The following is an 11,697-nucleotide window of genomic DNA, read 5'->3' on the forward strand; positions in this document are numbered from 1 at the left end:
TGTTGAAGAAGCACGCTTACGAGTACGCCGGAGTGTATAGCGGCCCTGAGCGACCGGTCAATGTGGGAAAGGGCAGGATTCCGAGGGATTCGGCCGGTGTCACGGCCTAATCACCCCGATTTTCTGGTTCGCTTGCGTTAATGGCGGATGGTTCCGGGCGCCGCGCCGGGTTCCGCCGGCGCGGGCAGCGGGTCGAGCGACTCGGAATCCGCCGTCGCCGCCGGACGCAGCGGCCCGGCGAGCGCGTGCTCCAGCACCTCCTCGACGCGGGCCACCGGCCGGATCGTCAGACCGCGTTTCAGCGCCTCCGGCATCTCCGCGAGCTCGGCGGCATTGTCCTGCGGGATCAGGACCATGCGGATGCCGGCGCGCTGCGCGGCCAACAGCTTTTCCTTCAAGCCGCCGATCGGCAGCACGCGCCCGCGCAGCGTCATCTCGCCGGTCATCGCCACGTCCCGACGCACCGGCACGCCGCTCAGGCAGGAGACGATCGCCGTGATCATCGCCAGGCCGGCGGACGGCCCGTCCTTCGGCACCGCGCCTTCGGGCAGATGGACGTGGACGTTCCGCCGGGCGATCAGGGCGGTGTCAAGCCCCAGCGCCTCGGCGCGGGCCTTTACGTAGCTGTCGGCGGCGGTGATCGATTCCTTCATCACCGACCCCAGCTTGCCGGTCGCGGTGACCTTGCCGCTACCGGGCACGGCCACGGCCTCGACCGTCAGCAGTTCGCCGCCGACCTGGGTCCAGGCCAGCCCGGTCACCGTGCCGATGCGGTCTTCGGAGTCCAGCTCCGCGCGCCGGAAGCGCGGCACGCCGGCGTATTTCGCCAGGTTGCGGCGGGTGACGGTCAGGCCGTCCGCCGTACCTTCCTCGAGCTCGCGCACCGCCTTGCGCGCCAGCCCGCCGAGCTCGCGCTGCAGGTTGCGCACGCCGGCCTCGCGCGTGTAGCCGCGGATCAGGTCGGTCAGCGCGCCGTCGGAAACCCGCCACTGCGCGTCGTTCAGGCCGTTTTCGCGCGCCTGCTTGGGGATCAGGTAGCGCTTGGCGATCGCCGCCTTGTCCTCCTCGGTGTAGCCCGGCAGACGGATCACCTCCATGCGGTCCAGCAGCGGCCGCGGCATGGCGAGCGTGTTCGCCGTGGCGATGAACATCACCTCCGACAGATCGTAGGTCAGGTCCAGGTAGTGGTCGCTGAAGGCGCCGTTCTGCGCCGGGTCCAGGACCTCCAGCAGGGCGGCGGCCGGGTCGCCCCGGTGGTCGGCGCCCAGCTTATCGATCTCGTCCAGCATGATCAGCGGGTTGACCGTGCCGGCGCGCTTCATGCCCTGGATGATCTTGCCCGGCATCGCGCCCACGTAGGTGCGCCGGTGGCCGCGCATCTCCGCCTCGTCGCGCACCCCGCCCAGGCTGATGCGCACGAACTTGCGGTTGGTCGCCCGCGCGATCGACTGGCCGAGCGAGGTCTTGCCGACCCCGGGCGGGCCGACCAGGCACAGGATCGGTCCCTTGATCTTACCGACGCGCTGCTGCACGGCGAGGTACTCGACGATCCGGTCCTTCACCTTGTCCAGGCCGTAATGGTCGGCGTCGAGCGCCGCCTGCGCGCCCGCGAGGTCGGTCTTGAGCGGGCTGCGCTGCGCCCACGGCAGGTCGAGCAACCAGCCGAGGTAGCTGCGCAAGATCCCCGCTTCGGCCGAGGTCGGCGACATGTTGCGGAACTTCTTCAGTTCCGCCTCGGCCTTCTGGCGCGCCTCGCGCGGCATCTTGGCCTTGTGCAGCCGCTCGGCGAACTGGCTCGCCTCGTCGCCGCCGGCGCCGTCCTCGCCCAGTTCGCGCTGGATCGCCTTCATCTGCTCGTTCAGGAAGTACTCGCGCTGGGTGCGCTCCATCTGCCGCTTCACCCGGCCGCGGATACGCTTTTCGACCTCCAGCACGCCGATCTCGCCTTCCATGTGGCCATAGATCGTCTCCAGCCGCTGGGCGACCGACGGCGTCTCCAGCAGCGCCTGCTTGTCGCTCAACGCCAGGTCCAGGTGCGCGGCCAGGCTGTCCGCCAGCCGGGCCGCGCCGTCGACCTGGTTGAGGGAGACCATGACCTCCGGCGGGATCTTCTTGTTCAGCTTGATGTACTGCTCGAACCGGCCGAGCGCGGCGCGGGATAGGGTCGCGAGCTCCTTGGGATCGCTCGGCGCGTCGGCGAACGTCTCCGTCTCGGCGGCCAGCCAGCGCACGGTCTCGCTGTAGCCGGTGACCCGCACGCGGGTCGCGCCCTCGACCAGCACCTTGACCGTGCCGTCCGGCAGGTCGAGCAGCTGCAGCACGGTCGCGATGCAGCCCACGGCGTGGATGTCGTCGGGGCCCGGATCGTCGAGCGCGCTGTCGCGCTGGGTCAGCAGCAGGACCTGCTTGTCGGCGCGCATCGCCTCGCGCAGGGCGGCAACCGACTTCGGCCGGCCGACGAACAGCGGCACGATCATGTGCGGAAAGACGACGATGTCCCGCAACGGCAGGACGGGATGGGCTTGATGAGACGGGGAGACGGAAGACTGAGACATTCGACCCTCTTGGTCCGGTCACGGCACCAAGATCGGGCCGGGACGCCGGGCAGCCGCGTTGGCCCGGGCGTGCGGTCGTGCCGGCGGCGAGCGTGGCCAACCGGCGGCAGTGTCGGGCGGGGCCGCAGCCCGGGCGATCGCTCGCCCCCTGCCCTGACTTGAGGCCCGACGGGAGACGCTGTGTTCAGCGCCCGGCCGGCGCAAGAGGCCGACCGCCGCGGGCGGTCCCGGCGCGCCTGTTAGGGCAAGAGGCTGAAAGGTGAAGCCGCCTTTCAGCTGACTCTTGCTCTCTCTTCAAGCAGTTAGAGCAAGATTCACGATGAAGGTCGACCCGACCTTCATCGATCTTGCTCTAGGCGCTGCTGCCCAGATCCTCGCGGCGATCGGTATAGATATAGAGCGGCTTGGCCCGGCCTTCCACGACCTCCCGGTTGATCACCATCTCCTCGACCGACTCCAGGCCCGGCAGCTCGTACATCGGCTCCAGCAGGATGCCCTCCATGATCGAGCGCAGGCCGCGCGCGCCGGTCTTGCGGGCGATCGCCTTCTCCGCGATCGCCTTCAGCGCGTCGTCGGTGAACTCAAGGCGGACGTCCTCCATCTCGAATAGCCGCTGGTACTGCTTGACCAGCGCGTTCTTCGGCTTGGTCAGGATGTCGATCAGCGCGTCCTCGTCGAGGTCGTCGAGCGTGGCCAGGACCGGCACGCGGCCGACGAACTCGGGGATCAGACCGAACTTGAGCAGGTCTTCCGGCTCCACGGAGCGCAGGATCTCCCCGGTCTGCCGCTCCTCCGGCGCGCGCACGTCGGCGCCGAAGCCGACCGAGGACCCCTGATGCCGGCCGGCGATGATCTTCTCCAGCCCGGCGAAGGCGCCGCCGCAGATGAACAGGATGTTGGTCGTGTCGACCTGCAGGAACTCCTGCTGGGGATGCTTGCGCCCGCCCTGCGGCGGCACGGACGCAACCGTGCCCTCCATGATCTTCAACAGCGCCTGCTGCACGCCCTCGCCGGATACGTCGCGGGTGATCGACGGGTTGTCCGACTTGCGGGAAACCTTGTCGACCTCGTCGATGTAGACGATCCCGCGCTGCGCCCGCTCGACGTTGTAATCGGCGGCCTGCAACAGTTTGAGGATGATGTTCTCGACGTCTTCGCCGACGTAGCCGGCCTCGGTCAGGGTGGTCGCGTCGGCCATCGTGAACGGCACATCGAGGATCCGCGCCAGCGTCTGCGCCAGCAGCGTCTTGCCGCAGCCGGTCGGCCCGAGCAGCAGGATGTTCGACTTGGACAGTTCGACGTCGTTCGACTTCGCCGCGTGAGCGAGGCGCTTGTAATGGTTGTGCACCGCGACCGACAGCACGCGCTTGGCGTGGCGCTGGCCGATCACGTAATCCTCGAGGACGTTGTTGATGTCCCGCGGCGTGGGGACCCCATCGCGCGACTTGACCAGGGTGGTCTTGTTCTCCTCGCGGATGATGTCCATGCACAGCTCGACACATTCGTCGCAGATGAACACCGTCGGGCCCGCGATCAGCTTGCGGACCTCGTGCTGGCTCTTGCCGCAAAAGGAGCAGTACAGGGTGTTCTTGGAGTCGCCGCCGCTAGATTTGCTCATACCCACGCCACGTTAACCGAGTCTAACCTCGGTATGTTAGCGAAGCCGCGGGCGGCCGTACAACGCAAAAAGCCGGACCGCCTCTGGCCAGGACCGCCCGCGCGTCGGCCACAGCGCCCCGAATTCCAGGTCAGTCTGGGCGATTTGTGTCAAAGAAACCTGAACGCGCGAAGCTCGTCACGGCCCGCTTGCGGGCTGTTCCGGCGTCCCGGCTTGTTGGCCGGACACTGGGGCCGCCGGGGCGCCTGTTCAACCGGCCCGCGAGCGATGGGAGGGATGCAAGAAAGCCCCGCTCCCGACCGGCGGAAGAGGGGCTTTCGGACCGTCCCGGTCGAAGCGGCGGCGGGGTTACGACTTCTTGTCGCCGCCCGTCGCGGCCGGACGCTCGGAGACGACGACGTCGATCAGGCCGAACTCCTTGGAGTCCTCGGCGCTCATGAACTTGTCGCGCTCCATCGCCTCCTCGATCGTCTTCAGCGGCTGCCCGGTGTGGTGGGCGTAGATCTCGTTCAGCCGCCGGCGGGTCTCCAGGATCTCGCGGGCGTGGATCTCGATGTCCGTCGCCTGGCCCTGGAAGCCGCCGGAAGGCTGGTGGACCATGATCTTGGCGTTGGGCAGGGCGAACCGCTTCTCCTTGGCGCCCGCCATCAGGAGCAGCGAGCCCGCGGAGGCGGCCTGCCCGATGCAGACCGTGGAGACGTCCGGGCGGATGTACTGCATGGTGTCGTAGATCGCCAGGCCCGAGGACACCACGCCGCCCGGCGAGTTGATGTAGAAGCTGATGTCCTTGTTCGGGTTCTCGCTTTCCAGGAACAGCAGCTGGGCGCAGACCAGGCTCGCAACGCTGTCGTTGATCGGCCCGGTCAGGAAGATGATCCGCTCTTTCAGAAGGCGGGAGAAGATGTCGTAGGAACGCTCGCCCCGGTTGGTCTGCTCGACCACCATGGGAACGAGGGTGTTCATCTCCGCGTCGTTCGCGCTCATCGGTGTCTTAACCCTGGTGTTTCGGGCACGCCGGATCGTTGGCCCCGGCGTGCGGATCGGTTGCTGTGCCTTCCGGCGGGCCCGTCTAGACCCGCTGTCTCAAGCCGCTAGAGCAAGATGCTGAAAGGCGAAGCCACCTTTCAGCTGAATCTTGCTCTCTCTTCAAGCAGTTAGAGCAAAACTCACGATGAAGGTCGGCTCGACCTTCATCGATTTTGCTCTAGGCGGTGCTGGAGCCGCCCGACGCCGCCTGCGAGCCGGCGGACTTGCTGCTGGTCTCGGACTTGCTGGTATCGGCCTTGCCACCGCCGGACTTGGAACCGCCGGACTTGCTCCCGGACGTCTTGGCGCCACTCTTGGTCGAACTGGCGCTGTTGGACTCGGATTTCGATCCCTCGTCGGCACTCTTGCTCGCGCTCTCGCCGCCCGAGCTCTTCGCGCCGGCGCTCTTGGCGCCGCCGGACTTGCTCTTGCCGCCGGACCTGGACTTGCTCTCGTCCGCGCTCTCGGCGCTCTGGCCGGCTTGCTCGGCCTCCAGCTCCGCGCGCAGCTGGTCGGTCGTGACCTTCCGGTCCTGGGTGTTGGCGAGCTCGAGGATGTAGTCGATGACCTTATCCTCGTAGATCGGCGCGCGCAGGTTCTGCAGGGCGTCCTGGTTGTTCTGGTAGTGCTCGAACACCTCGCGCTCGCGGCCAGGGTAGCGCTGGACCTCTTCGATCAGCGCCTTGTTGAGCTCTTCCTGGGTGACGTCGATCTGCTGGTTGCGGCCGACCTCGGAGAGCAGCAGGCCCAGGCGCACGCGGCGCTCGGCGATTGACTTGTACTCCTCCTGCAGCTGCTCCTCGGACTTGTCCGCGTCCTCGGCGTCGAGCTGGCCGTTCTGGCGGTCCTGCTCGATCTGCTGCCAGATCGCGTTGAACTCGCTGTCGACCATGGAGGCCGGCACGTCGAAGCTGTGGCCGTCGGCCAGCTGGTCGAGCAGTTCGCGCTTGGTGCGCTGGCGGGTCAGGCGCTCGTAGTCCTGACGGATCTGGTCGCGCACCCGCTCCTTCAGCGAGTTCAGGTCTTCCTCGCCGAACTTCTGCGCCAGCTCGTCGTTGATCTCGACCGGCTCGGCCTCGCGCAGCTCCTTCACCTTGACGTGGAACTGCGCGGTCTTACCGGACAGCTGGCTGTTCATGTAGGAGTCCGGGAAGGTGACCTCGACGGTCTTTTCCTCGCCCGGCTGGGCGCCGACCAGCTGCTCCTCGAAGCCCTCGACGAACCGGTTCGAGCCGAGCTCGAGGTGATGGTCCTCGGCTTCCATGCCCGGGAACTTCTCGCCGTCGACCTCGCCGGAGAAGTCGACCACCAGGATGTCGCCGTTGCGCGCCGGGCGCGGTTCCTCGACCGGCTTGCTCTCCTTTTGCTGCGAGGCCAGCCGGTCCAGCGCCTCGTCGACTTCGTGGTCCGGGACCTCGATCTTGTGCGTGGTCACCTGGATCTGGCTGAAGTCCATCGGCTCGATGTCCGGCAGCAGCTCCAGCTTCATCCGGTACACCAAGTCCTGGCCCTGGTCGAAGGACTCGACCGAGATGTCCGGCTGGCCGGCGGGGCGCAGGCCGCGTTCCTGGATTACCTGCTGCGAGGAGTCGCCCACGGCGCGTTCCAGCACCTCGCCCATCACCGCCTGGCCGAAGCGCTGCTTGAGGATGCTCATCGGCGCCTTGCCCGGCCGGAAGCCCGGGATCTTCTGGTTCTTGCCGATCTCGCGCAGCCGGCTCTGAACCTTCTCGTCGATCTCGCTGGCTTCCAGGGTAATGACGAACTCGCGCTGGAGGCCTTCGTTCTGTTCTTCGGTGACCTGCATGGACCGCTCGGTCCCTTCCTATCGGTTGGGCTCGGTGATGGCTGTCGCGCCGGCCCGCGCGCGCGGCGACGCGCGGCGTGGCGGCGCGGGGGATGTCTCTGGAACGCACGTCCCGACCTGCCGGGACCTGCGCCGGGCGATGCAGCATTCGCCGCCGTGGTGCGGGCGGAGGGACTTGAACCCCCACGGGTTTCCACCCACTAGGACCTAAACCTAGCGCGTCTACCAGTTCCGCCACGCCCGCGGCAAAAGGCGCGCCCGTGCAGGCCGGATCGTTTAGACCATCGCCGCAGGGGACGCAACCGCCCCCTAACCTAGCCACGCGGGCGACCGCGTTAAAGGCCGGTTTGGGGCTATCCCGCTCGACCTCCACGCAGGCTCACGCCCTCTCCTCCACTGGGAGGAGAGGGCCGGGGAGAGGAGGTTACCCGCGGCGTTCCGGCGGCGCGGCACCCTCCTCCCCTAGCCCCTCCTCCCACTAGAGGAGGGGAATCAGTTTAGCGGCGCCGGCCTACCGTGGGGTGCCCTGCCGGCGCTCCACGAGCGCGGTGGCGCAGGCGTCCAGGATGGCGTCCGCGTCGATCCGGTAGCTGGCGTAAAGGTCGGAGAGCGTGCCCGACTGGCCGAAGTGCTCGACGCCCAGCGCCTGCACCCGGTGGCCGCGCACCGCGCCCAGCCAGGCGAGCGTGGCCGGGTGGCCGTCGAGCACGGTCACCAGCGCGGCGTCGCGGGCGAGCGGGCTGAGCAGCCGCTCGACCCAGCTGGGCGCGTGCGCGCCGCCGGTCTGGCGCGCCTTCTCCGCGGCCGTCCAGCCGGCGTTCAATCGGTCGGCGCTGGTCACCGCCAGCAGGCCGGCGCCCGGCACCTCTTCGCGGATCGCCTCGAACGCGGCTTCCGCCTGCGGGGCGGTCGCGCCGGTGTAGACGATCGCGAGCTCGCCGCCGTCGGCCGGCGGGTGGCGCCAATAGCCGCCTTGGATGACCTGGTTTTCCTGCTCGGCCGTCAGCGTGCGCTCGGGCTGCGCGATCGACCGGGTGGTCAGGCGCAGGTAGACGCTGCCGCCCTCGACGTCGCGCAGCCAGTCGCTGTCAGCCTCGCCGGTGCCGTCGCGCTGCAGGTAGTCGAAGCCCCAGCGCATGATCGCTTCCAGCTCGTCGACGAACGACGGCTCGAAGGCGGCCAGGCCGTCCTGGCTCATCCCGATCAGGGGCGTGCCGAGCGACTGGTGCGCCCCGCCCTCCGGCGCCAGCGAGATGCCGGACGGCGTCGCCACCAGCATGAAGCGCGCGTCCTGGTAGCAGGCATAGTTGAGCGCATCGAGCCCGCGCAGGATGAACGGGTCGTAGAGCGTCGCGACCGGCAGCAGGCGCGCGCCGAACAGGCTGTGCGACAGGCCGAGCGCGGCGAGCAGGGTGAACAGGTTGTTTTCCGCGATGCCCAGTTCGAGGTGCTGGCCCTCCGGGCTCATGCCCCACTGGTGGGCGGAGACGACCTTCTGCTCCTTGAAGGTGTCGGCGCGCCGATGGCGCGACCAGATGCCCCGCCGGTTCACCCAGCCGGCGAGGTTGGTCGACACGGTGACGTCCGGAGAGGTCGTCACCAGCCGCTCGGCGAGCTCGCCGCCGGTTTCGCCCGTCTCGGCGCGGGCCATCTCGCCCAGGATCTTGCCGAAGCCTTCCTGGGTCGACATCCGCGCGCCCTCCGGCAGCGGCAGGCGGTCCGGGATCGGCACCTTTGGCGCCTGGTAGCGGCGCCGGCCGGTGCGGGCGAACGGCACATCGTCGAGCAACGCCCGTAGCTCGTCGTCGCCGGAGTCCAGGCCGGCGAAGCGGTCCCACTCATGGCCCGCCGGCACCGCGTTGGCATACTGGAAGTCCGCCATCTGCTGGGCGTTCATGATCCCGGCGTGGTTGTCCTTGTGCCCGGCGAACGGGAGCCCCTGGCCCTTGATCGTGTAGGCGACGATGCATTTCGGCCGGTCGTCGCCGTCCAGGCCGTGCAGCGTCTCCAGCACCACGTCGAGATCGTGGCCAGCCAGGTTGGTCATCAGCGCGTGCAGTTGGGCATCGTCGTACTGCGCCAGCAGCTCGGGCACGCCGGCAACCTGGCCGATGTCGCCCTTGAGCTGCGCGCGCCAGGCGGCCCCGCCCTTGAACACGAGCGCGGAATAGAGCGAGTTCGGGCAGTCGTCGATCCATTGCCGCAGAGCCGCGCCGCCCGGCTGCTCGAACGCGGCCTGCAGCTTGCGGCCGTACTTCAAGGTGATGACGTCCCAGCCCATCGTGCGGAACAGCTGGTCGATCTGACCGAACAGGCGGTCGGCGACGACGCTGTCCAGGCTCTGGCGGTTGTAGTCGATGATCCACCAGACGTTGCGGACGTCGTGCTTCCAGCCCTCCAGCAGGCACTCGTAGATGTTGCCTTCGTCCAGTTCGGCGTCACCGACCAGCGCCACCATGCGCCCGCGCGGACGCTCGCCCATCATGCCCTTGAGCGAAACATAGTCCTGCACCAGCCCGGCGAACGCGGTCATCGCGACCCCCAGGCCGACCGACCCGGTGGAGATGTCGACGTCGTCCTTGTCCTTGGTCCGGGAGGGATAGGACTGCGCCCCGCCGAACCCGCGGAAGTCCTTCAGCGCCTGCACGTCCTGCTGGCCCAGCAGGTACTGGATGGCGTGGAACACCGGGCTCGCGTGCGGCTTGACCGCGACCCGGTCCTCCGGCCGCAGCACGTCGAAGTAGAGCGCGGTCATCAGCGTGGTCAGGGAGGCGCAGGACGCCTGGTGCCCGCCGACCTTTAGGCCGTCCGGGTTGTCGCGCAGCAGGTTGGCGTTGTGGATCGTCCAGGCCGACAGCCAGAGCACCTTGCGCTCCAGCTGGCCGAGCACCCGGCGGCGCGCCGCCGTGGTGTGCTCGCGATCGCCGTCCGCGCTCAGCGCCTTGCCGCCTTCAGCCATGATCGTCCTCCCCGCTGCTGCGATCGCCCGGTCCGGCGTTTGCTGGCGGCCAGTCTTGCCGCACAGCCGCGCCGAGGCAAGACACGCGAGACGGGCCGCCTCCGCCCGTCCGGGGCCCAGGCGGCCGATCGACAGCGGGGGCTTATTTGTCTGAAATTTCGATAGAATGTCGACCACTCGGCCGACAACGAGCCGCGGTTCCCAACCACCATGGACCGCGGTTGAAGTCCCGGCCGTCCGGCGCTGAGCACAGCTCCGCCGATCGGCCGGCGCCGGCGGGTCTAAGCCTCGGCGCGCTCGCGGAACCGCTCGACGAAGCTGGTGAGCGACAGGATCCGCTCCTCGTCCACGAACTTGGTGTGTCCGCGCGCGATCTTGATGTGGAAGCGGACGTGGTCGATGCCCATCTCGTCCTTGGCCACCGAGCGCACCTCGGCGGTTTCCACCGTCTGATCGGGCGCGCGGCGCAGGTAGGTCGAGCCGGCCTCGATGCGGGTCCGCTGCCGCCGAGAGAAGATGTCGAGACGATCTGCCAGCATGGCGTTCTTCCTTCATGTCGGCGTGGAACCACGGGCAATTGCACCGCATTTGAGCGGGTTGCCCGAAACGCCAGCGTGCACGGCACGGTTTAAGAGCCCGTTAACACGCATCCCTCGTGCAAGCCGAAGAAAGTGCCCTACGTCGAATGGCTTATCCGGGCATCTTGGGACATCGCCGGGGCCCAAGCCGTTAACCAGGTCGATCCAGCAATGCCTGAAACCTTCCTGATCGCGGACCCCCACTTCGGGCACGCGAACATCCTGCGCTACGAGGCCGCCAATCGCCCGTATTCCGACATTGCGGCGCACGACGCCGCCCTGGTCGCCCGGTGGAACGCCCGCGTCGGCCCGCACGACAGAATCTGGGTGCTGGGCGACTTCGCCTGGTCGCCGGCGGCGGCACGCGCCGCGCTGGGCGCGCTTAAGGGGCGGATACACCTGGTCATGGGCGATCACGACCGCCGCTGGCTCGGCGGCGACGGCCTCGCGTTCGACGCGGTCGCCGAGGTCCACGGCGCGGTCAACTTCGGCGCCGGCACGCTGCTGAGCCACGTACCCGCACAGCTAGGCCCCAAATACGCGCGCAACGTGCACGGCCACACCCACAGCCGCGCGGTCCCGGGCGGCGCCCACGTCTGCGTCTCGGTCGAACACACCGACCTCGCGCCGCTCACCTGGGACGAGGTCCGCGCGCGCTTCGGTCAGGAGCGGTGAGCGGACCGGTCGAGCCGCTCGGCGCTGATCCAAAGTCCGTGTAGCGACCCGGGCTCAGCCGCTTAACCCACTGCTGTTACGCCTCAATTCCGCAAGCGCGGCGGGCACGCGGTCGGGCAGGTCGTCGGCGATCAGGCCGGGGCCGAACTGCCGGGCGGCGGCCCCGTGCAGCCAGGCGGCGGCGCAGGCGGCCTCGAACCCGGGCAGGCCTTGGGCCAGGGCACCGGCGACCAGCCCGGCCAGGACATCGCCCGCCCCGGCGGTGGCGAGGTCCGGCGGCGCGTTGGCGTTGATCGCCGCGCGGCCGTCGGGCGCGGCGATCACCGTGTCCGCGCCCTTCAGCAGCACCACCGCACCGGTCCGCTGCGCAGCCGTGCGCGCGCGGGTCAGCTTGTCGCCGTGCAGGTCCGGGAACAGCCGGGCAAACTCGCCGTCGTGCGGGGTCAGGACAGGCGGGGTCGGGACGGGCGGGGTCGGGA

At 68.7% G+C, this 11,697-nt stretch carries 8 protein-coding genes and 1 tRNA gene; 1 reads left to right on the forward strand and 8 read right to left on the reverse strand.

Annotated features, from left to right (window positions below):
* Positions 1–137 precede the first annotated feature (137 nt).
* From lon to CKO28_RS09890, 7 genes are all read right to left on the reverse strand, one after another.
* Positions 138–2,555 carry an endopeptidase La gene (gene lon, locus CKO28_RS09860; protein WP_200340594.1) on the reverse strand — a complete coding sequence of 806 codons (2,418 nt, stop codon included), beginning with the start codon at positions 2,553–2,555 and terminating at the stop codon, positions 138–140.
* A 352-nt stretch (positions 2,556–2,907) separates the two neighbouring features.
* Complete coding sequence (clpX, locus tag CKO28_RS09865; protein WP_200340596.1) at positions 2,908–4,173, reverse strand: ATP-dependent Clp protease ATP-binding subunit ClpX; 1,266 nt, start codon at positions 4,171–4,173, stop codon at positions 2,908–2,910.
* Positions 4,174–4,521: 348 nt separating this feature from the next.
* Positions 4,522–5,157 carry an ATP-dependent Clp endopeptidase proteolytic subunit ClpP gene (gene clpP / locus CKO28_RS09870; RefSeq protein WP_200340598.1) on the reverse strand — a complete coding sequence of 212 codons (636 nt, stop codon included), beginning with the start codon at positions 5,155–5,157 and terminating at the stop codon, positions 4,522–4,524.
* Between the two features lie 220 nt (positions 5,158–5,377).
* Positions 5,378–7,006 (reverse strand): trigger factor, encoded by a 1,629-nt coding sequence (tig, locus tag CKO28_RS09875; protein ID WP_200340600.1) that lies wholly within the window; start codon positions 7,004–7,006, stop codon positions 5,378–5,380.
* Between the two features lie 157 nt (positions 7,007–7,163).
* Positions 7,164–7,250 (reverse strand) — tRNA-Leu (locus tag CKO28_RS09880).
* A 267-nt stretch (positions 7,251–7,517) separates the two neighbouring features.
* Positions 7,518–9,965: a thiamine pyrophosphate-binding protein gene (locus tag CKO28_RS09885; RefSeq protein WP_200340602.1), complete on the reverse strand. Its 2,448-nt coding sequence runs from the start codon at positions 9,963–9,965 to the stop codon at positions 7,518–7,520.
* A 281-nt stretch (positions 9,966–10,246) separates the two neighbouring features.
* Positions 10,247–10,504: a hypothetical protein gene (locus tag CKO28_RS09890; RefSeq protein WP_200340604.1), complete on the reverse strand. Its 258-nt coding sequence runs from the start codon at positions 10,502–10,504 to the stop codon at positions 10,247–10,249.
* Positions 10,505–10,714: 210 nt separating this feature from the next.
* Here CKO28_RS09890 and CKO28_RS09895 point away from each other — a divergent pair, with 210 nt between their 5' ends.
* Positions 10,715–11,218, forward strand: a complete 504-nt coding sequence (locus CKO28_RS09895; RefSeq protein ID WP_200340606.1) for a hypothetical protein — start codon at positions 10,715–10,717, stop codon at positions 11,216–11,218.
* Between the two features lie 54 nt (positions 11,219–11,272).
* Here the strand turns inward: CKO28_RS09895 and CKO28_RS09900 are convergent.
* A partial coding sequence (locus CKO28_RS09900; RefSeq protein WP_274610941.1) for an ADP-dependent NAD(P)H-hydrate dehydratase occupies positions 11,273–11,697 on the reverse strand: 425 nt, incomplete at its 5' end.

It is taken from the genome of Rhodovibrio sodomensis (assembly GCF_016583645.1).
In the GTDB taxonomy this organism is placed as follows: domain Bacteria; phylum Pseudomonadota; class Alphaproteobacteria; order Kiloniellales; family Rhodovibrionaceae; genus Rhodovibrio; species Rhodovibrio sodomensis.